The following is a 21,722-nucleotide window of genomic DNA, read 5'->3' as shown; positions in this document are numbered from 1 at the left end:
TTTGGCGAATAATAACTTAAGCGAGTCGTGTTAAAATTAGTAATATTGTATTTCCGGTTTTATCGAATTATAATCACATCGATACGGCTAACCCCGGTTTAACCTGAGATGAGATTACTATGCTAGCTGATTGGCTTAATCATAAAGAGCAACTTAGGCATTACGTGCTAAAAAATATCGACGATGTAGATGTCGTTGACGACATATTGCAAGAGGTCTATATCAAAGCTAGTAGTCATCTGCACCAGTTGAAATCTCAGGATAGTTTAAAGAGTTGGTTATACCGGATTACTCACAATGTGATGATGGACTTTTATCGTAGCCGCGAAATCTATGATGAGTTGTCAGACAACTTAATTGATGATGTTGAAGAGGAGCAAGCGTTGGATAAAATGGCGCAATGTTTGCGGCCAATGTTTGATTGCTTGCCCGAGAAATATCACATGGCGATGATTTGGTCTGAAGTTGATGGTTTGTCGCAACAAGAGGTCGCAGATCGTTTAGGGATCTCCTTGTCTGGTGCTAAGAGTCGTATTCAACGTGGCAGGGTTAAATTTAAGTCTGTGTTGATGACCTATTGTGATATCGAAATAGATCAGCAAGGTGTGGTGGATTTTAAGCCTAAGATTGAATGCCGACATTTGGCTTGTTAGACAAGAGGTATTGAACGCTGAGTTTTAACTGTTCGCTGTTTAAACTTCTACCACTTCTACCACTTCTACCACTTCTACCACTTCTACTACTTCTACCACTTCCAGTATTTCCAGCATTTTTAGCCGTTTCATTTCCGTCGATTCTTAACTATACCGATGGGAACTTGCTCAATTTTCCATGTATTTAAAAATATTTCGGAATTAATCGATATATTTTGCGTCTTTTTTGCTAACTAAACGTCTTATTTGCAAACAGACTATTTCGGTTGGAGAAAACCATGTTCAGTTCAGCAGTAAATAACAAATCAATTGGCCACAAGTTTATTAAGAGCGATAGCCAAATGCTCAATCAGGTTTATGGTACCGATGATGTTGTGCCGTATTGGATTGCGGATATGGAGTTTCCAATAGCCGCTCCTATCACTGACGCTATGCAAAAGCTAGTTGATAGACAAACTTACTCTTATGAGTTTGATTCAAAAACTGTATTTAATGCAATAAGTGACTGGAACAAGCTGCGACATCAATTAACGCTTAACCCAGATAACTTTGTGCAAGTGCCTGGTGTGCTAAGTGCAATTGCTTTGCTTATCCGTGAGTTTTCACAAAAGGGCGATGGCGTGCTGATTCAAACTCCTGTGTATCACCAGTTCCGCCGTTTAATTGAGTCCGCTGGAAGAACGGCAGTACCTAACAGCTTAAAGATTGAAAATGGTCGTTATGTGGTGGATTTTGAAGATTTTGAAAACAAGTTAAAGCAAGGCGATGTAAAAATTGTATTGCTATGTAATCCCCATAATCCGGTCGGCCGTGTATGGCAAAAAGCTGAGCTTGAGCAGTTAGTCGCTATCGCTAAAAAGTACCAAACTTTGATCATCAGCGATGAAGTGCATGCCGATATTATTTTTGCAGGTAATGAGTTCACTAGCATTACCGAGTTGGGCTATGAGCAGAGTATTTCGATTATTGGTTCGCCAGCAAAAAACTTTGGTTTGAACAGTATTTCAAATGGCTATATCTACAGCGACAACCTTGAGTTAAAGGAGCAAATTAACTCTACGGTGAGCTCTATGTCGTTAGATCACGGCAATGCCTTTACGACTTATGCAACGATTGCAGCATACCAGCAGGGTATGTCGTGGTTTGAGGCGTTTTTGGATTACACTCAAGCTAACCGAGATTGGATCGCTGAGTATTTAACTGCGCAATTGCCACAGGTTAAATTCTATCTGCCAGAAGGCACTAACCAAATTTGGCTCGACTTTAGCGGCTTACAACTCGATTCTGCGGAGCTAAAAAGTTTATTGACTCAAAAAGCGAAGTTGGCGTTAACACCTGGTACATGGTTTGGCGAAAGTGATGAAAATTTTTATAGACTCAATTTTGCTGCGCCACTCGAGCAGATCCAAGCGTCATTTGAATTACTTAAGAGCGCAATCAGTCAGTTACAAAACTAAATATTCAACAGACCCGTATATTAGCTCTGTGTGGGCAGTTAAGTGTTATAACGCAGTCTCTGCAGCATTTGTGTTATTCACGTTTTAGCATGGCCCGATGAAAGTTAAAGAATTTAATAATTATTTTGCTAATTGTCCAATCGACTTAACTCGTTTGGTTTTAATTAGCGAGAGAGGAGAATACAAATGGCTCAAAACATTATTAAGGGCATTCAAGCGATAGCAGCTGAAGCTCGTGAAGTGGTTAAAGATATCAGTATTGAGGAAGCAAAGGCCCTCTATCAAAATGATGATTACGTTTTTGTTGATGTGAGAGAGGGCGCTGAGCGAGACAAGCTTGGCGTTATTCCTGGGGCGTTTACTTGTCCGCGTGGCATGCTAGAGTTTTTAATTGATCCTAATTGTCCGGTACATAATCCTATATTTAATCAAGATAAAACTTATGTGTTTTATTGTGCCCATGGGTTAAGGTCACTTTACGCTGCTAAGCAAGCGCATGATATGGGCTTAAAGCCAGTGCTGAATCTAGCTGGTGGTTTTGCTGCTTGGCAAAATGAGCAAGGCGAAATCGAAACGCGCACTGAATAGCTGCATGATTCTATTGTTAATGGATTAATGCTGAGCAAAAAACATTTGAATTATAATAGATTGATAATCGTTAATGAATATAGAAACTGTTTGGCAAGAATACCGAAATAAGATTAAAGCATTTCTTCATGCAAAAGTGTCAAATCCAGATGATGTTGATGATCTCTTGCAAGAAATTTTGATTAAGACTTTTGATAATCTGCACTCGGTACAGTCTGAGGCAAAAATTAAGTCTTGGCTTTATCAAGTCGCCAATAACGCCATCATCGACTTTTACCGTAAGCGCGGTCGTGCGTCGCTAATTGAGGGTGAAGAGTTATGGTATGAACAAAGTGAGCAAAGCACCGAGCAGGCGCTTTCTCGCTGTATAGAGCCTTTTATCAACGCTTTACCTGAAGATAGCTCTGCTTTACTAACTGCAATTGATCTCCATGGTCAATCACAAAAAGACTATGCCGCAGAACATGGTATTAGTTATTCAACACTTAAGTCCCGAGTGCAAAAGTCTCGTGAGCGCCTGCGGGGCCTGTATGAAGAGTGCTGCCATTTGTCGCTGGATAAACAAGGAAATGTTGTTGAGTTTGATCCTAAAAATGGCAATTGTAAGGGCTGTTAATGTGTAACCTTTTACAGCTAGACTCGATAGCGAATATTTTAATCGAGTCTGCTGTTTATAGATTTAGCTTTGCGCGAGCTCTAGCAGCTTAGGTAAGAAACGCGTATCGCTATTAGCTATTTGAGTTTGTTCGGTAAGCACTTGCTGTAAGATCTCATGAGTCGTGAGTGGGTTAGCCAAAACCACTCTAAACACAACCGCTTTGATGTCCATTAGCTGGTGGCTTTCTGGATTGATACGGGTACGAGAAACAAAAGAAGTCCCTTGTTCACGTTGTGTTTTTTGCACAAATTTAGTTAAGCCATCAAGTAACGTATTAAACTGCTTGAGGGTTTCGGTATCACCTGTTTCACGGGCGTTCGCCATTGCTAGCTGTACCGATTGCGGCACATAGCGGTAGGTTAATAAACAAAGCTCTGGTTCTGATACCAATTCAAAATCTGCTTCTGCAGTAATTAAATCAGCAAAATAACGGGCTTTTTCAAGGCTGTTATTAATTAAAATCTCATAACCTTCGCGGCCAATCACTTGTAAGCAGGCGTGTACTAGCATTGCCATACCTGGGCGAGAGCCTTCAAGGGTTTGGCTACCTAAATCTTTTGAGCCCTGACGTAAAATATACTCGGCATGATGTTTAATCGCATTGGCAAAAGTCGGATCTTTGAAAATCACCATACCTGCGCCCATAGGCACATACATCTGCTTGTGGGCATCAATCGTCACTGAATCTGCGCGCTCAATACCCGCAAGAAGATGACGATATTTGTTTGATAATAAACTGGCGCCGCCCCACGCTGCATCCACATGGAAATGACAGTTAAGCTCAGTCGCTAAATCTGCAAGTTCATTAAGTGGGTCAATATTGCCCGTTTCTGTGGTGCCTGCAACGCCGACAATGGCCATGACTTTGATGTTGTCAGCGTGAAGTTTTGCAGCGATTTCCCGCATCTTAGCGACATCAACTTTGTTGTCATTTGATGTTGGCACTTGAATGATATTTTCACGGCCAACACCGAGCAGATCGGCGGTTTTGGCTAAAGAGTAGTGACCACGTTCAGAGACTAAAATGGCTAAATCATCATAGCCATAATGGCGTAGACCTTTAATTAATCCTTGTTTAGCAACACCCTTAAAATCACCATCTGCTTTTAGTAGTTGGTTACGCGCAGTCCATAGTGCGGTAATGTTTGCTACTGTGCCGCCTGAGCAAAATGCACCGAGAGAGACATTAGCGCTGTGCATCCAACTTTGGTAAAAGCCTTCATCTTGGTCATAAACCAAATGATGCATCATGCCGAGCACTTGGCGCTCAAGCGGCGTAAAGGCCTTTGACGTTTCTATTTTGACCAAGTTTTGATTCAGGCCAACCATCATTTTTGATAGTGGTAAAACAAAATAGGGCAAGGCCGAGGTCATGTGGCCAATAAAGCTTGGGGCAGAGGTGTGTACTGAGTGCGCCACTAATGTTTGCATCATATTATCGGCATAATCAGACACAAATTGCGGCGCAGAAGGAATATGGTATTGCTGAAAATCTAACTCGACTTCTGAAAGTGGTTTTTCTACAGCAACAACGCTTTCTTGCAAAAATCCCATTAAATTCTGCGAGATATTTTGTTCAATCACACTAAGGGTTGAATCAGGAGCTTCTGGAACCGTAAAAATCCGCAGTAATGCCTCTTCTGAAGCGGTTGCTTTTCTTGGTGTCATTGGACTAACAATCTCTACTTATCACGCTGTTACGACAGCCTTTCAAAATGGGAAGCCACTTTACTTTATGCGCTTTTACGCTTCAAGCATAAAAATGGCCAGCCTTATACTTTTGGCTAGTATAGGGCACAGACTAACGCAGATAACGTCAGAGTCAAAATTTGTCGTTTAAGGGGGTACAGTTCTATAGAGGAGGGGAGGACGTTGTGACTAGGCAGTCAATAAAGGTAAAGGGCGCATAGTTGCGCCCTTTATTTCGCTTGGAGTTCAGTTTGGAATTTTAGCTTCTACTGCTTTAATCGCGTTAACCTTTTGCCGCTAATGCGTACAAATTGGCGATATTCTTAGATGTACAGTAGAGGTTATGTTTAGCACTTGCCAATACTTCGGCTAGTGGCAGTGCTCTTGGCGTAATTGAAAATAGCGCATCTATACCATGGTCAAGTAATACATTGGCATCATCACTGACACATCCTGCAATAGCAATAACCTTAATATTTTGCGCTTTAGCTACACCTGCCACACCCATCGGGGTTTTACCATGTAAGGTTTGGCTGTCAAGACGTCCTTCACCGGTAATCACTAAGTCAGCACCTTTAACGGACTCTGCCAAATTAACGGTTTGCATAACAATCTCGATGCCAGGCTTTAACTGCGCGCCTAAAAACGCCATAACGCCTAAGCCCATGCCCCCGGCTGCGCCAACACCCGGATAATCTCGATTATCCTCAATACCTGTTTGCGCAATAATATTTGCGTAATGGCCTAGGGCTGCGTCTAATTGCTCTACCATTTGCGGTGTCGCGCCTTTTTGTGGACCAAAAATAGCGGAGGCACCTTTGTCGCCACATAGGGGGTTATTAACATCGCAGGCAACCTCAAAGCTGCATTTTGCTATTAGTGGATGCAAGTCTTTTAAGTCAATTGTTGCCAACTGAGTCAATGCAGCGCCGCCAGTCGCAATGGCTTTACCTGAAGCGTCAAGTAAGTGAGCACCAATAGCCTGTGCCATGCCTGCGCCACCATCGTTCGTTGCGCTGCCGCCAAGGCCGATAATAATATGCTCAATACCGCGGTTTAATGCATCGACAATTAGCTCGCCGGTGCCATAGCTGGTGGTTAGCAAAGGGTTTCTAGCGTGTTCGGCGGCTAAATGCAGCCCCGATGCCGCAGCCATTTCAATAACAGCTGTTTTTTTATTACCTTGATAACCAGCACCTAAAATGCCATAAAATGCTTGTACTTTATTGCCTAAAGGTCCTGTGACATGCAGTTTGACTATGTGGCCTTGAGTGGCATCAACCATAGACTGCACCGTGCCTTCGCCGCCATCGGCAACCGGTACTTTAATATATTCAGCATTCGGTAAGGCTGTACGAAATCCACGCTCAATTTCGTTGGCCACTTCCATCGCCGTCAGGCTTTCTTTGAATGAGTCTGGGGCTATCACAATTTTCATGGGTTTTCCTATAGCGAAGTGTGGCTGGTTCCAAAGAATGAAGCAGACTTGCGTTTAGATTTGATGAGTGAACTGCGAGAATTAGACGAGCAGCTTTTAGTGTAATGCTCGTCTAATTCAACGTGTGATTAACGCTTAAAGCATGACCAAGCTTAGCAAGTAAACTAACGCCATCGCGGTGATACCTTGGATAAGTGTTGCCATTGTTTGCGCTTTATAGGCTTGTTTAACGCTCATGCGGCTAAATTGAGTCACTACCCAGAAGAAGCTGTCGTTTGCATGAGAAACGGTCATCGCGCCAGCACCAATCGCCATCACTGTTAATACACGGCCCATATCGCTTGCTAAGCCAATATCGCCAAGCATAGGCGCAACTAATGCAGAAGTTGCGACTAGTGCCACTGTTGATGAACCCTGCGCAGACTTTAGTGCAGCAGCCACAACAAACGGCATAAAAATACCAATGCCCAGTGCTGATAATGACTCGCCTAAGAAGGTACCAATATCGGTTGCTTTAAGAATGGCACCAAATGCGCCGCCAGCACCTGTGATTAATAGGATTGGCGCAGCAACAACTAAACCTTGGCTAATGCGATCACTAAACTCTTTTACTTTATCGTTGCTCTTAAGCAGTGATAGCGACAGGAACAAACCAATCATCAAAGCATTAACTGGCTGACCTAGAAACGCTAGAATATCAAACATTACACCATCACCGACTGGTGCAGATGGGAAGTTAGCAATTGACCCTAAACAGATAAGTAAGATAGGCACAAAAATAGGGGCAAATGCACGAGTTGGGCTAGGTAATGTGCCGTACGCTTTTTTCAGGTTATCAAATTCGTCTTGCTGATTAAGTAGCTCTTCTGCGCCTTCACCATCTGGTTGAGTATTGGCAAAGCGGTTTGCCCATAATGTGCCTGCTAACGCGGCAAATGCGGCCACAAAAATACCGACAAAAATCACTAAACCAAGATTTGATTCAAGGCCTAGGTTACCCGCTGCAGCGATTGGGCCCGGTGTTGGTGGCACAAAGGTATGAGTTGCGTATAGACCGGTTGCTAGCGCAACGCTCATTGACACGCTTGATACTTTCATGCGGTTAGCCATTGATTGTTTGAGTGAGTTTAAGATCACAAAGCCTGAGTCGCAAAATACTGGAATAGATACGATATAACCAATGATTGACATGGTGAGGGTCGGGAAGCGTTTGCCTAGCACTTTAATCACCACATCTGCCATGGTAATAGCCGCACCACTTTTTTCTAAAATGGTACCAATGATAGTACCTAAAACGATAACCAAACCTATGTAACCTAAAATGCCACCAAAACCTGAGGTGATTGTTTTGGCAATATCTGCACTTGGCAGACCATAAGCAAAAGCGGCTAAAAACGAAGCTAGAATTAGGGTTAAAAACGGATGTAATTTAAATTTAGCGGTGGCGATAACAATGAACGCAATCACAGCCAGTAAAATCAGTACTAAGCTCATAATGATCCCTATATGGGGTTTATATTTATATGTAAGGTATGTTTGTAAAGCCACATTGGAATCACTGACTTAATACAGCGCACCAAGGTATTTCAGGCTGAAATATTATGCGGTGGCTAAGTAGATATTACTTTGGTCTGACTCACTGATTTACATTCTTGGTTAAAATGATTTTTGTGCGAGTGCACAGTTTTATGTGGAGAGCCGCTCTACTTTGGTCGTTTATATCTAATAAACTGACTCGTTAAATACGAAAATAGCTAGTTTTAAGTACTTAGCTTAAATCTGCCCTTTTATATGAAGGGGTGAAAAGTCTCTAGTTAACATTAGACTAAAATAGCAAGTGGGTAAGCATTTCTGCTTACCCACTAATTTCTCTAGTTTTTGACCCATTAAGGCAGAGCTGATGACTGGAGCTGTTTTGTTTTTACTGTAGTTTAAAGTTACCAACTAACAACTTAAGATCATGAGCCATCTGGTTTAATTCGTAGTTTGTAGCGGATAGTGTTTCAATATCAAGAGTTGATTCTTGGCATAAGATACTAATATCCGCCATATGTAAGCTTATCTCTGTTGTCGACTGACTTTGCTGCTCTGTTGCCACAACAATTTGTCGGTTAAGTTCACTTACGCTTTCTATGGAGTTTTTAATCTCTAGTAAGGCGTTATTGGCGAGCTGAGTTTGATTTAGTGCATTAGCTGCTTGTGACTCACTCGATTCCATTACGCTCGATGCCATATTCGCATCTGTTTCAATGCCTGTTGTTATAGTCATGATTTCTTTCGTAGCATCTTGAGTACGTATAGCTAATGAGCGTACTTCATCTGCTACTACCGCAAATCCTCGACCAGATTCACCTGCTCGGGCAGCTTCAATCGCAGCATTTAAAGCTAGCAAGTTAGTTTGGCTTGCGATGCTTTCAATCACTTTTAAAACATCACTAATTTCTTTACTGTGGCCAATTAGTTTTTCAATGACTTGCATAGCGCCTGAAACTTCAATAGATAATGATGCAACATCTTCGCCGCTTTTTTGGGTGATCTCAAAGCCGTTATAAGCTTTTTCTTTCGTATGAATAACTGATTGCTCTGCGATTGATACGTTGCGCGAAACATCGGCAATGGTTACATTCATTTCTTCTACAGAAGTTGAGATCTGCTCAATATCATTTTGCTGCTTAATCGCGGCTGATTTGGTTTTTTCCATCACTTCTGACATGTTTTCTACCATACTAGCCAATTGGATCACACGGACTGAAACTCCACTAACTGTGTGATGGATTTTTCCGACAAACTGATTGAATGCTGTGCCAATTTGTGCGATTTCATCTTTACCGCTTTCATCAAGTGTGACACATAGGTTGCCATCGCCTTGGGAGATTTCGTTCATTGCGTCGGTCACCTGATTAAGGCGGTTACAGATCTTACGCACCATTAATGAAATGAATAGTGAAAGTAGTATTATGGTAATTAGTCCAAGCACCATCATAGTGTATTTGGCTTCATCAATTACTTTTAGAATAGTACTTTCTATGTAAATTGAGTTTTCTGTTAATAAGCCTTCCGTTGCTTGAATAGTTGACCTTAACTCGCCAATTTTACCTTCAGAATCATTTAGTCCTTGTTGGCGAGATAAGTTAACTAGTTGCGTAAAAGCATTTTGATAGTTTTGTAATAATCCCAGTGAAGTAAGCTCATCAGAATCAGATAACTTATTAATCAGCGCCTTGGCGATATCATCAAATGCATCTTGGTACTTAGTATTACCACGTAGCATAAAGTCTTTTTCATTACGCCTAAGTTGTAATATTCCTGTTGCTAGTTCTATGTCGTTTGTCTGATTTAAGTGTTGCTCTAAACTATGGGCTGCTTGACGTAATTGACCATATACGCCTTGCTTTTCATTTAGCCCCATTTCAACTTCAAGTGACACCATGTTATTAAAGTGTAGTTGATATTTGTTAAAGGTTTCTGTTAGTAAATTGTAGTCTGAAAAAGGAATTCCAGCTTTATCTAATGTGTTGTTTAGGGCTGTTAAATTTGTTGTTAACTCGGTAAATGTTACTTCGAAATTATTCTGGTACTTTATTTCCTTTCGAGATAAAAAGTCCTTTTCTTCCTTACGTAGATTTAACATGTCGATTTCAACTAACGAGATGAGTTGAGAGGCACGCATACCCGTTTCTACTTTATTGATAAAGTGAAAGGCACTTGCTAGTAATAAACTAATTACAATAATAACAGTCACTAGCATTGCATGCATTGTGTTTTTTATAGACATAGATGGATTCCATTTCAATATTATTATTTAAGAATGCGCTAGTGAGGGCTAGTGAGGGCTAGTTTAGCGATTGGTATCATCCTTGTGGTTTGCAAAAATATTATTATTAAGTTGTTAATCTAACAACAAAAAGCTGTGTGATGTTTATCACGGTTTTTTGGTTTTCATACGGTGTGTAAGATGTTAGTGTTTTATTTGAACAAAGCAGGCCGGTTTATTTTCCTTGCTTGGAATTAACTTTTTATTAAAATAAGTTTAATGTTTTTGTTGTGTAAGTGAATGGGGTTTTATGGTAAAGGTGAGATTTACTGTTTAATTTTGGTTGTCGTTTTTAGGGCGTATCTTAAACTCGATATTTATCTAAAGAGTTCAATGGTAATACAGTAGTTGATATTTTATATTGGGTTATTAGCATGCACTGTTTGTTGGTAATGCCGAACGTGTTTTTGACACATAGTCATGTGTTATGTGGATTTTGGTTGGACTTTTATGAGGTTTTTTGGTGGTGTGGAGTTAAGTGGATTTATATAAGCTAACCTTTGTCTATATAGTTAAGTTGGTTTTTATTCATTTTTATCCATCAACTTTTAAATTATATTAACGTTGGCTTTTTTAGTATTTAAAAGTTAATTCTATTTTTTGTTTACTTTTAGATAAGTTTTTTGTGGTTATTGTTTTGATGATTACTTTATTAGAATTTATATGAAATCTATTTTTACCCAGGTAAACGTGTATATTCTTAACCTGAATTTTTTGATGGTTTAGATTTCTTTTGTACTGGTTACCACTTGGCCGATATAAAGCTGTAGTAGGCCATCTAGTTGGTCAATATTAACACCAGTCACTCTTTGAATTTTATCAAGGCGGTAGCGTAGTGTGTTTCTATGGATAAACAGGCTATTGGCGCACTGTTGTAAATCTCCAAAATGTTGTAAATAGGCACTTAATGTTTTGACTAATTGGCCATTTTTATCGGCTGTTAATAGTGCTTGATAAGGTGATAGCAGCTCCTTACCACGCCAACTGTCTTTTAGTGCAGAAAGTAACACTGATAATGAATAATCTTCATATAGATATTTGTTTTGCTCAGGCCTTATTTGTTGGCCGATAACTAAGGTTTCAATTGCAGTTTGATAGGAGCGGTTAAGATCTTCTACCGCTGGGAAAAAATGACCTAGCGATATTTTCAGCCGACTCACTAGGATTGCAGGTAATCTGGCGAGTAGTTGATCGATTCGTTCGCTTTCAAGCTCAGGATCCCACATTTTACCATCAAGAAAAGCAGGTTTTAAAATGACCAGTTCCGTCATCGAGGTCATTGCAACTAAGTTGCCCCTGGATGGATTTTCAAGTAAATGAAGTACCTGCTTTAACATTGAGTTAGCTGTGGTTTCTTCCTCATCGTTTTGAATTTTGATAAGTGCAACCACTCGTGGAATATCGAGGTCAATATTGAGTTGCGACGCCCAGTTACGCTGATGTGAGGTAAATGGCCCCTCAGATTTGATCAACTCAATAATCAGTTCTTCTTTTTGGCGATAGTGCCACTGAGCCTGTTCAAGTGTATTGGCTTGCTCCACAATCAGCTCTGCGGTCATTTTGAGTAACTCACCGTAATTTCTTAATGTTTCAGGCTCACCGGTGATCCCAATAACCCCAATGATATCGCCTTTATAATGTAGCGGCAGATTGATCCCCGGCTTTACGCCTTGCAGTGTACCGGTATTTTTGGTGCTGATTTCAACTGTACGTTTTTGGCTGATTGCCAGTAGCGCACCTTCATGAGTTTCGCCAACTCGATGGCGATCACCGGAGCCTAAAATCACGCCGTGGTTATTCATCACATTAATATTATGGCCGATGATTTTCATCGTGCGTTGCACAATTTGTCTGGCTATTGAGGCATCGAGAAAGTACACGCAATTTCCTTTACATTAATGGGGTGAACAGCTGAGCTTTAGCTAGTGGGTCGATAATAAATATTTTATATAAATCAGGCTGCTTGATTAAATCAAACTAATGATTGCAGTTGGCAATAGTATTTAAACTCAGACAGTATAACAGCTCCCGAATTGTGTTCTGTGAGGCGGGTAAATATTTATTGAGTAGCGATTAATGCCGCAATACGTTGTTGAAGCTTGGGAACGATATCAGCCTCAAATTGAGGATGTCGTTTTAGCCAGATATTATTTCTCGGACTAGGGTGGGGCATAACTAACGTTTTTGGCCACAGTGATTGCCAGTTAGCGACAGATTGCGTGACGGTAAGGTTTTGTTGCAAGTGCCACTCGATGGCGTACTTTCCCACAAGGAGTGTGAGTTCTATATTTTCAAGTTGGCTTAATACATCTTGGCGCCATTTTGCTGCGCATTCAGGTCGTGGCGGCTTGTCACCACTTTGTTTGTCAATTTTTGAATAACTACCGGGAAAGCAAAAGCCCATAGGAAGGATGGCAAATAAATCAGGATTATAAAATTGCGCTTCACTCACTCCTAACCAGTTGCGAAGGCGTTTACCGCTGGCATCATCAAAAGGGCGACCTTTTTCATGGGTTTTACGTCCAGGAGCTTGGCCCGCAATCAGTATTTTGGCCGATGCGCCTAATTGAACAATTGGCTTAGCTCCTAAGGGCAGGCTCGCTGCACATATTTGGCAGTGTGCAATGTCTGTTTGGAGTTTTATCAATTGCTCATTAGGCATAAGAGATTTCAGGTTAGCTCAGTTTTAGCTTAGCTAAATTGGATGATTTGATAAGCCCAGTAACCTAAATAGCCATAAGCTACTGCTAAGGTTGAGAGTGCGATAAATTTTACTTTTATATCTGCTTGGCTCGTTAACGCAACATGGGCACAGGCGATAGCAAAAATAGCGATTGGCGTGATGTAGTAAGCTGTTAAAAGTAGCAATACTGCTGCGAGTGCAATAATTAATGCAGTGTGTTGAGTCGGCGCTTTTTGGGCTGAAAGGGTAAGTTGTAGTGGCAATAGACTTAATGCAACACTGACAATGATGACACCGATATTCATTGAAATTGCACCGGCGGTATCAAAATAAATTAGCACGACAAATAGCGCGATAACAGCAGGGATGATGGCAATCAACGCATGCATTTTGGCGAAGTTACGGCTGTGATATTTGCCAGTAAAGTAAAACAGTGCGTTGAGCGCTAAATTGAAAAGACTGAAGCCTGCGAGCGTAATAGCCAGTAACAATACATTTGTCGTGTCTGATGCCATGGCAAAAGCCGGTAACGGCGCGATTAAAGCAGACACTAATAGCGATTTATAAGCAGTGATTGAACGAGTCATTGAAGTACTTTAGATAACGATGAATGATATTAAGATCTCCTAAAGTTGATGTAAGTTCAAGGACATCGAAGATTTGAACTGTTTTTTTTGGACTTTTTTATCCTTGAGGTGATCCACTTCACTATATTGGTAGCTCGTGTTGTTAGCTTTTGTGCGCAATCAAGCGCTAGAGTACGCACGCTCTTGTCGTATTAGCATATGTATAGTCTGATTAGGTGCACGTTGATAGCCGTAGAGTTGGATGTTAATACGGACGATAATCTACCGATTAGTTAGCGTGGAGCTCAATATTTTAAGTAATAAAAAACCCGCATTGTTGCGGGTTTTTTGATGTACCTGACTTGAATTACAAGCGGTAACTCATGCTTAGCATGATCAAGTGAGCGTTATAGTCGTGACTATTGCTACCAAAACTCAATACATTCCAAATGCCATCAGGCGTGATGTCATTGGCTGCATCGTTATCTTTGTAGTTTTCCATCTTATAGTCTAAGCGCAGATCCATTTTCTCGGTTGCTTTGTATAAGGCGTAAACATTAACGTTGTGCACTTTAGCGTAGTAATCACCGTAGTCACCGGTAATACCTTGGCTAACCTGTGTATTACTGTTTGAGTCTGAGTAAGTGTAATCAACACCTAAACGCAGCTTGTTTTCCATTAGGTTGTTGTAGCTAAAGCCTGCACCAAGTACATCAACTTGATCTTCAACTAAGCCATACCAGTTTGGAGCGCCTAGATTGCTGCTGCCTGCCTGCTCTGAATCAATGTTCTGACGGTTATAAAATGCCGTAACAGTCATATCATCATTGATTAGGTAACTCACACTTGCGTCATAACTCATATCTTTCGATTCAGTTAAGCCGATTTGGGTTTCGTTATAATCGTCAAGCGCATAACGAGCACCGAAATCTAGCGTTAAGCTATCGATTGGACTGTGTGTTACACGGGCTTCAACTTGAGTGCGCTTTCTGTCGGCTAGGTTGTACTTACGCAGCAGGTCGTTTTGCTCGCTTGAGGTCCATTCTGACGCTTGGTAAGTCGAACCATCACGCTCGCCGTAGCTACCTTTAATCCACATGTTCCAGTTGGCAAAAGCACTTAATTGGTACTTAGCCCAAAGTGTGCTTTCTTCTGTGGTTTCACGGTCTTGATAGCTGCGCTCATCTTTACGGTAGTCATAACCACCTTCAAGCTTATGGCCGCGTGCTAGACGGTAGTCAGCCCCTAGCTTAGCTTTATGGGTGGTGATGTCGTATGGCGTATTGTAAGCAGCTTGACCAGTAGTTGAGTCGATTGAAATTTGCGTCCACTCTTCAACATTGGTCTTGTTATCACGGTCGCTATAATCATAGCTAGCGTTTAAACGTAGCTGACGGTTAATACGTGAGACCACCTTAAGGGTTGCACCTTGAGTATCAACACGACCATCTAGCGACTCAGCCGGCATTTGATAGCCGTAACCTGATGTACTGAAGTCTTGGTCTTGGGTCATCTGGCCAAAGTAGACGCGACCATTCATGATAGTGCGACCCGCCACATATTGACCTAGAACCGAAACAGTATGGGCTTCGTTGTCTGGGTCAAGTGACATATAGCCTGTGGTTTGCGCACCAAAGGTTGGGCTAAACGCGTTTTCAAATGATAGTTCACTGTAGGCGTTCTTAAAGATTGAACCGTTATAGTTAACTGCCGTGTACCAGTTATCACCGGCAAAACGCACGCCAGCTTCAATAGTATCAGTGGTATAGTCAACAGGCTCTGCAATCATCATAGATTGATTGTAAAAGCTACCAGAGGCTTGCTTTAACCCTGTTTTGTCTTCACGTTGGTAATTAACGTAGGTGCTCCACAGTGTTTCAGCTTGGTATTCAAAGCCTAAGCCTGCGCGTTCACGTTTAAGTGATAGCTCAAGCGGGTTAAGACTTGAGTACAAGGTACTCATATCTTGTGTGCTGCCACCATGTACCCAGTCACCTGGTAGAGTGAGGTTATCGTCGCCAACGCCTTGATAAGGGCTCATTGCCTTATCTGTTTTGTAGGTTGCGATTTGACGGTAGTTTAGGTTTAGATTGTACTGGCCTTGCTTACCAACATTAATGTCAGCACTGCCGTTTTCCATACCTAAGTTGTCAGCTTCGATTGTTGCTTGATAGCCGTTTTCACCAGTGTATTTTACATCGGCGTCAACTTTGCCGGCAAAACCGTCTTCGGTTGCAAAAGCGTTAGCAGAACGTATGTCGTCACTGTCGCTATAGCCTGCGCCAATACCAACAGTACCAGATACGCCTTTTTCAACTTTACAGTTTTTACAAACCCACTTGTCGAATTTTACTTTTTCGGTGTTCGCATTTTGAATGCCATAACCATCAGCTGCGATAGCTGCGCCAGATAGCATTCCGGCATGGGTAATCAATGCGAGCGTGACCAAATTTAATTTGAATTTCATCTTCTCGTCTCCCTTAGCGCTGGAATAGCTTGCCAGATGGATGGTTAGAACCATGGATCTGGTTGTGACAGTTCAAACAGCTGCGACCACCAGTCATGGCGTTGCCGCCAACTGAAGAGCCTTGCTCTGTGTTGCCAAATAGTGCCTGTCCGCTGTGGGCAGATGAGTGACATTGTTGACAAAGCTGAGGAGCACGAGTTTTAAGCATACCTTCGTTAACGCTGCCGTGTGGATTGTGGCATGCTACGCAATCTTCAGTTACGGGTGCATGCTCCCACAATTTTGGGCCGCGTTTCTCTGCGTGACATGAGTAACACGTGTCGTTAACCGTTGGCTTAACAAGATCTGCATCGCTCATGGTGCCATGTGGGTTATGACAATCGCTACAAACCATTTGCGCCCATTTCATTGGGTGGCTTGAACGCTTGTTCATGTCAGCTTTTTGCTGAGTGTGGCAACTAGTACAGACTTCCATTTCTGTATTTTTAGACAGAACTGGATCTTTAGCTGTGTGCACTGAGTGACAAGAAGCACAAGCTACATCTGCATTGTCATGGTGACCACCATTCCAATCCATGCGCTTGTCATCTTTATGACAGCTCATACAAACGCTGTTTTGTAGCTCTGGTGCCAGCGTTGATTCTGGACCGAAAGCGATCATTGGCTCGTTACCGCCGCGGTTATGCTTACCCATAGGGCCGTGACAGGCTTCACATTGAAGGCCAGCCATTGGGCTCTTGCTTGAGTCAACTGAACCGTGAACGCCTTTGAACAGGTCCATCACTTTTTCAGATTTACGGTGACACATCAGGCAAGAGTCTGCACCTTTTGGTGAGTACTTACCTTCAGCAAACTTTTGATCTAGTGTGGCTTCTACTTCATCAGGCGTCATTTTAGCATCCCACTTAGATGCTACAGCAGTGTGAGCAAAACCAAGTGAAAGTACAGCCGATGCCATCAACGCCGGTAGTAGGTTTTTGATTGTTTTTATGATCTTCATAATAGGTTCCTAAACTTGCACAATTTTGAAGAGAAAGTGGGGGAGAGGCCTCCCCCTTTTTTCAACACTCTTTAGCTCAATCAAATTGATTTAAGCCAACAAGAGTTGCGCAAATTACATCTTCACTGATGTGTGGTCGCCAGGTGTTGGTGCGTGACAGTAGAAACAAGTTTCTAGTTGTGCAGCATCAGTCGCTTCTTGCTTAGAAACACCAACTAGTGCGCCTTGACCTTCAACGTGGGCTTTGAAGCTGTCCATGTTGTAGCTATGACAAGATACACAGGTTGCAGCGATAGGCGTTGTGTATTGGCCGCCATCAGTTGCAATAGCGCCTTTTTTCTTGAATGCATCACGATCAAAGTCGTTATGACACTGGTCACAGTTCATACCAGGGATCACCGCGTAATCACCTTGACTATGTACCTTGTGCAGTTTCATTTCAAGAGCGCCTTGGTTAGCACCGCCAGCGTATGTGCCATCTGGTGTGTGACAAGTGGTACAAGCGTCTACACCGATAATCGGCTCACCGTTAGCATCTTTGCTGTGAGAAAGCTGCTCTGTCATCACGAAACCAGCGTGATGTCCGCCTTTATGGATTTGGAAATCATCAGAGTGACAGTTTGCACATGAAGTGAAGTTAACTGAGTCAACATGACGCATGCTTGCTGCTTCACCTGATAGTGTTGCAAAAGCAAGGTCAGCTTTCATTGCTGTGTACTTGCTAGTGTCGTTGCCATCAAAGCTTGGATCGTCACAAGTAACAAATTCACCGTTGTCAGAGCACATTGCCCAGCCTACAAATGTGAAGGCAGTTTCAGCATCGGTACCCGCAGCACCAAGTTTAAGGTCTTTGGTAGTGGTGTAAATTAGCTTACCTGCTTCAACTTTAGCTTTAGCATCGACAACGCCATTCTTGATTGCGTTGATAGAATCTTTACCGCTATAGCCTAGAGTTACGTTATTCGGACCCACGTTAGTGATCACTTCGAAACGCTGGATTTTAGGTAGCAAGCTATTGATATCAACTTGTTCGCCATTAGTATCCACAACTTGGATACTAATAGTTGCTGCTTCAGTTGTAGCGTCGATAGTTGAAGTTACATTGATTCCATACTGGTCGATTAGCGCCGATGTATCAGCAAAACCTACAGTGTGTAGTTCTTCTGTCCAGCTAGCATTATGACAAGCGATACAGTTTGAATTGTCAGCTTGTTGAGAGTGGCCTTTACCAGCTAAGAAGTCGATGTTTGTGTGGCAGCTTGTACAAGTCTCCATAGTTGGAACACTAGACCAGTTGCCCCATTCTGCTAGTTCTGTATTGCCTTCTTCTGGCGCAACGTGACAAGACTTACAGTTGTTCTGGATAAGTGCTTCAGCCGCTTCACCGGTGTATTCTTTGCCATTCTTATCAGTGAATGTCTTAGCTGTATTGTGGATGTTGTGGATTAGGTGGTTCCACTGAGATTCAGTAGACATTGAGCTGCTGTGGCAAGTCGCACATGTCTCTTCTTTGTAGTAACTGCTATGACGCGTTGTTAAAGGCTTACCTTCGGCGTGACAGTTAGTACATGTTTCGTGGGAAACGATATTCTTCGTATATTTAGCTTGATAGCCTTGACCGTCAAAATCAGCAACGATTTCTTGACGAGGAACAGATGTTTGACCGTCTGCAAGCGTAGAACCTTCACCACCTGCGTAAACGTTAAAACGCTGAGTTAAGTCAGCATTGTATTCGTCTGGCTCAAAAGTAAAGGTGTATGAACCGTTCTTGTTGTCTGTGTAAGCGTCAGTACCTGAAACGCGCGCAGTGCGAGTCCATTGTGCACTATTACCTGCACCTGTAGCACCTTGAGGAGTTAGCTGTGCGCCAGTGATACCAAGATCTTGCAAGCCTACAACAGGCAAGTCTTCTTCATTGGTTGCAAACACATTAACTGTTGGAACGCCATTAGTATAAGTGACATCAGTGACTTTTAAGTTAAGTACATTAATCACATCAGCAGCTGGGCCACCAGGGTTTCCTGGGTTACCATCGCTACCGTCGTCACCGCCACAGCCTGTTAAGGCCATTGATACAGCACCTGCTGCTAAAAGCAGCGCTATCTTAGATTTGTTCACATTCATCATTTTTTCCCTGCATAGGTTTGGCACTGTCTTAAACGTGTGACCTGATTTAAATAGGTCGACTGTAATTTTTTAATTTCCGTTTAAGTCAATGCTGGAAATAAGATTCCCCAAAGAAAGGCTAACGTAATGCAAGGCTAAAATCTGCATAGCAGGTGTTAATGTGTGACCTGGATCTGTCTATTTATAAAGAGGTATAAAGTAAGGAGCTTGAACACCTTAAAAGTTGCAAATGTAGAATTTACATGTGTGATAAATGTTGCAGTTTAAATCGATTGTTGTTTGCTGGTATTTAAGAATAAAAAAGGAGGCATAGCCTCCTTTTATGTTACTTATTCACAAATCTGAATTAGTGGCTGCTGCCCCAATTAGAATGTGCTTCTAGTAAAGATGCATCTTTATGGCATGTTGAGCAAGTTTCTTGAACATTTTCAGGGTAGCTGCTTGCAGGAACACCAAGCGTGCTTAGTGGTACATCTTCTTGTACTAAGATACCGCCCATTGACTTGATGTGTGAAGCCGCTGATTCATCTAACGCGTATGGCGCTTGGTGACAACTTACACATGCTGCAGTTTGTGGAGAAACAACAAGTTGCTCGTTAACGCCAGGAGCATATCTTTCGCCGTCGGTCGTACCAAATGCTACTGGTGCTGCATTTGCTTCGATATGACTTAGAGAGAAGCCGTCTTCACCGTGACACGCTTGACACTCAGCTTTCTTGAAGAACATGTCCCCAGAGCTGTCGTATAAGTAGTGTTTGCTGTGAACAATATAAGCTAAGTTAGAAGAACCAGCGCCTTTTTTGTCACGAGTACCGTTATGACAAGATGCACAACCATCTATATCATTAGTATAACGGTGAGTGATAGACGTAGTGTGACACTGTTGACAGTCACTCATTTCTGCATGCTGTGAACGTGGCGTTTCAGTTACGGCTGTTCCATCCTGCTTAAAGAAGAATGTATCAGACACTAAGTAAGGAGCTTCCTGACCATCAAGTTGATCACCAGCTTCTGAACCGTCGCCTTTAGTTGGCGTACCATCACTATTTTCGCCTGGTACGTATGCACAAGCTTCACGTACACCTTTCTCGCCAAAACAAACATGAAGTTGGCTGCTTAGAGCAATAGTCGCACCAGCATCTATGATTGGCTCAATGTTGAAATCTGCAGCGGTGATAGTTGCAGTGATAGTGCCATCAGCATTAGCTGTTAACTTGTTCCAACCGACTTTTTGATAGTTCACAAGGAAGTCATCAGTTACTACGCCGTTTACTACGATAGCACTGTTGTAGCCACCATATTTGTATGGACGTTTGTCGATTTGATCAAATGGCACTAGTTCTTCGCCATCTTTTACGCTGAAGTTAGCTGTAATCGTGTCATTTGCATATGTCATGCTGTTGAAAACAACTTTTAGCTCAGTAGCTTGGGCGTTATTGTTTTCTGAATAGTGACCACGTTCTGCACCACGGTATCCATCAGGATCGTTATGACAGCTTACACAATTTTGTTTGCTTTCAGCGATTTGGTTATTTTCGCTATCCCAGTGCCAGCTTGGAACGGCATATGGGCTGTTGTGACAGTTCATACAAGTTGCAGTATCGACGTCGCCTTTCCAAGCATCAGCCATTGCTAGGTTCTCGTCAGGTTGGTGACAAGTTAAGCAGTTTGAAGCTGATTGTGGGTAGATACCGTTATAATAAGAGTGGCTATGGATTTCATGAGCCATGCCCTTGATAGACCCATCATACTCATATGGTTCGCCTACAGCGTTGCCATCAGTATCTTTGTCTTGCTTCATGTAAGAGTTGTAATCAGCATGACAGAAAGTACAAGATTCTAGAGTAACGTGCTTGCCGCCGTGCATTGATAATGCACCATCTTGACCTGGACGGTGACATGATTGACATGTTTCATCTGCAATTACAGCTTTTGGTTTGTCTTGAGCTGTGTCTGAACTTGGCTGCCAGTAGAAGAATGTGTTATTGACTAGAGTTGAACCTGCGTCGTTTGCAGATTTTACACCTAGGTAGATGCCGTTTGTGGCTTCAGCATCGTAAGAATACTTTTCTAGTGTATCAACAGCTTTGTCTAGCACTAAAGTGTAGCTACCGTCACCGTTGTCAGTTAGGCAGTTTTCGCAATTTTTACCTTGGAAATATGAAGAACCTGTGTAATGGCCTTCACCTTTGTCTTTGTTAAAGTAACTTAACCAGATTTCACGGTTAGCACCTTCAACGTTAGTTTCGTCGATATCTTTAACTTTGCCCATGCGGCCAAACGAAACTGCGCCAATATCATCTTGCTGAAGACCAAAAACAGCGGCGCCATTAGCATCAGCTAGATTAAAGTTTACTGTTAGGAAGCCGTCTTCGCTAACGCTCGCTGAAGTGATGTCTGCCTTTACTTGTGATACTTCACCAATAGGCTTGCCAACTGGACCTGGCTTACCATCTTCACCATTTTTTCCATCATCACCACTACAACCGGTAACGGCTAATGAAAGCACCCCGGCTGTAAGCAATGCTTTTGAAGCAGCGCTTAGATTAAAAAATTTCATCATTTTATTTCCCTGCAATAGT

Annotated in this window: 15 protein-coding genes; 4 read left to right on the top strand and 11 right to left on the bottom strand. The window is 42.2% G+C overall.

Going from position 1 to position 21,722, the window contains the following annotated elements; genetic code table 11:
- The first annotated feature begins 119 nt into the window (after nt 1-119).
- From sigZ (MSG37_RS04815) to sigZ (MSG37_RS04800), 4 genes are all read left to right on the top strand, one after another.
- Nucleotides 120-653, top strand: a complete 534-nt coding sequence (gene sigZ / locus MSG37_RS04815) for an RNA polymerase sigma factor SigZ (RefSeq protein WP_248469436.1) — start codon at nt 120-122, stop codon at nt 651-653.
- Between the two features lie 278 nt (nt 654-931).
- On the top strand, nt 932-2,110 hold the full coding sequence (locus tag MSG37_RS04810) for a PatB family C-S lyase (RefSeq protein WP_248469435.1): 1,179 nt from the start codon (nt 932-934) through the stop codon (nt 2,108-2,110).
- 186 nt (nt 2,111-2,296) lie between these two features.
- Nucleotides 2,297-2,698, top strand: a complete 402-nt coding sequence (locus MSG37_RS04805) for a rhodanese-like domain-containing protein (protein ID WP_248469434.1) — start codon at nt 2,297-2,299, stop codon at nt 2,696-2,698.
- 73 nt (nt 2,699-2,771) lie between these two features.
- The gene (sigZ, locus tag MSG37_RS04800; RefSeq protein ID WP_248469433.1) at nt 2,772-3,314 is read left to right on the top strand and encodes an RNA polymerase sigma factor SigZ; all 543 of its coding nucleotides are present in this window, start codon (nt 2,772-2,774) and stop codon (nt 3,312-3,314) included.
- A 63-nt stretch (nt 3,315-3,377) separates the two neighbouring features.
- Here the strand turns inward: sigZ (MSG37_RS04800) and panP are convergent, their stop codons facing one another.
- The 11 genes from panP to MSG37_RS04745 all read right to left on the bottom strand — a co-directional run bounded on the left by panP (nt 3,378) and on the right by MSG37_RS04745 (nt 21,703).
- Entirely contained in the window at nt 3,378-5,024 is a 1,647-nt protein-coding gene (gene panP / locus MSG37_RS04795; RefSeq protein WP_248469432.1) for a pyridoxal-dependent aspartate 1-decarboxylase PanP, read from the bottom strand.
- 304 nt (nt 5,025-5,328) lie between these two features.
- Nucleotides 5,329-6,483, bottom strand: a complete 1,155-nt coding sequence (locus MSG37_RS04790) for a glycerate kinase (protein WP_248469431.1) — start codon at nt 6,481-6,483, stop codon at nt 5,329-5,331.
- A gap of 135 nt (nt 6,484-6,618) precedes the next feature.
- Nucleotides 6,619-7,977, bottom strand: a complete 1,359-nt coding sequence (locus MSG37_RS04785; protein WP_248469430.1) for a GntP family permease — start codon at nt 7,975-7,977, stop codon at nt 6,619-6,621.
- A 427-nt stretch (nt 7,978-8,404) separates the two neighbouring features.
- A complete protein-coding gene (locus tag MSG37_RS04780; RefSeq protein WP_248469429.1) occupies nt 8,405-10,258 on the bottom strand; it encodes a methyl-accepting chemotaxis protein in 1,854 nt (617 codons plus the stop codon).
- Between the two features lie 761 nt (nt 10,259-11,019).
- Nucleotides 11,020-12,177 carry a sugar diacid recognition domain-containing protein gene (locus MSG37_RS04775; RefSeq protein ID WP_248469428.1) on the bottom strand — a complete coding sequence of 386 codons (1,158 nt, stop codon included), beginning with the start codon at nt 12,175-12,177 and terminating at the stop codon, nt 11,020-11,022.
- Between the two features lie 179 nt (nt 12,178-12,356).
- Nucleotides 12,357-12,959 (bottom strand): uracil-DNA glycosylase family protein, encoded by a 603-nt coding sequence (locus MSG37_RS04770; protein ID WP_248469427.1) that lies wholly within the window; start codon nt 12,957-12,959, stop codon nt 12,357-12,359.
- A 29-nt stretch (nt 12,960-12,988) separates the two neighbouring features.
- A complete protein-coding gene (locus MSG37_RS04765) occupies nt 12,989-13,567 on the bottom strand; it encodes a hypothetical protein (protein WP_248469426.1) in 579 nt (192 codons plus the stop codon).
- 346 nt (nt 13,568-13,913) lie between these two features.
- Nucleotides 13,914-16,013 (bottom strand): MtrB/PioB family decaheme-associated outer membrane protein, encoded by a 2,100-nt coding sequence (locus MSG37_RS04760; RefSeq protein WP_248469425.1) that lies wholly within the window; start codon nt 16,011-16,013, stop codon nt 13,914-13,916.
- Between the two features lie 13 nt (nt 16,014-16,026).
- Nucleotides 16,027-17,013, bottom strand: coding sequence for a DmsE family decaheme c-type cytochrome (locus MSG37_RS04755; RefSeq protein ID WP_248469424.1), 987 nt, complete (start codon nt 17,011-17,013; stop codon nt 16,027-16,029).
- 114 nt (nt 17,014-17,127) lie between these two features.
- A complete protein-coding gene (locus tag MSG37_RS04750) occupies nt 17,128-19,137 on the bottom strand; it encodes an OmcA/MtrC family decaheme c-type cytochrome (protein ID WP_348984450.1) in 2,010 nt (669 codons plus the stop codon).
- A 349-nt stretch (nt 19,138-19,486) separates the two neighbouring features.
- Nucleotides 19,487-21,703: an OmcA/MtrC family decaheme c-type cytochrome gene (locus tag MSG37_RS04745; protein WP_248469422.1), complete on the bottom strand. Its 2,217-nt coding sequence runs from the start codon at nt 21,701-21,703 to the stop codon at nt 19,487-19,489.
- Nucleotides 21,704-21,722 lie beyond the last annotated feature (19 nt).

Source organism: Shewanella sp. 1CM18E (assembly GCF_023161665.1).
GTDB lineage: Bacteria > Pseudomonadota > Gammaproteobacteria > Enterobacterales > Shewanellaceae > Shewanella.
This window is presented reverse-complemented; position numbering and strand designations above follow the sequence as displayed.

Bases quoted from the DNA above. Each gene is read 5' to 3' on its own strand.
- sigZ (WP_248469436.1), top strand. From the start codon at position 120: ATGCTAGCTGATTGGCTTAATCATAAAGAGCAACTTAGGCATTACGTG.
- MSG37_RS04810 (WP_248469435.1), top strand. From the start codon at position 932: ATGTTCAGTTCAGCAGTAAATAACAAATCAATTGGCCACAAGTTTATT.
- MSG37_RS04805 (WP_248469434.1), top strand. From the start codon at position 2,297: ATGGCTCAAAACATTATTAAGGGCATTCAAGCGATAGCAGCTGAAGCT.
- sigZ (WP_248469433.1), top strand. From the start codon at position 2,772: ATGAATATAGAAACTGTTTGGCAAGAATACCGAAATAAGATTAAAGCA.
- panP (WP_248469432.1), bottom strand. From the start codon at position 5,024: ATGACACCAAGAAAAGCAACCGCTTCAGAAGAGGCATTACTGCGGATT.
- MSG37_RS04790 (WP_248469431.1), bottom strand. From the start codon at position 6,483: ATGAAAATTGTGATAGCCCCAGACTCATTCAAAGAAAGCCTGACGGCG.
- MSG37_RS04785 (WP_248469430.1), bottom strand. From the start codon at position 7,977: ATGAGCTTAGTACTGATTTTACTGGCTGTGATTGCGTTCATTGTTATC.
- MSG37_RS04780 (WP_248469429.1), bottom strand. From the start codon at position 10,258: ATGTCTATAAAAAACACAATGCATGCAATGCTAGTGACTGTTATTATT.
- MSG37_RS04770 (WP_248469427.1), bottom strand. From the start codon at position 12,959: ATGCCTAATGAGCAATTGATAAAACTCCAAACAGACATTGCACACTGC.
- MSG37_RS04765 (WP_248469426.1), bottom strand. From the start codon at position 13,567: ATGACTCGTTCAATCACTGCTTATAAATCGCTATTAGTGTCTGCTTTA.
- MSG37_RS04760 (WP_248469425.1), bottom strand. From the start codon at position 16,013: ATGAAATTCAAATTAAATTTGGTCACGCTCGCATTGATTACCCATGCC.
- MSG37_RS04755 (WP_248469424.1), bottom strand. From the start codon at position 17,013: ATGAAGATCATAAAAACAATCAAAAACCTACTACCGGCGTTGATGGCA.
- MSG37_RS04750 (WP_348984450.1), bottom strand. From the start codon at position 19,137: ATGAATGTGAACAAATCTAAGATAGCGCTGCTTTTAGCAGCAGGTGCT.
- MSG37_RS04745 (WP_248469422.1), bottom strand. From the start codon at position 21,703: ATGATGAAATTTTTTAATCTAAGCGCTGCTTCAAAAGCATTGCTTACA.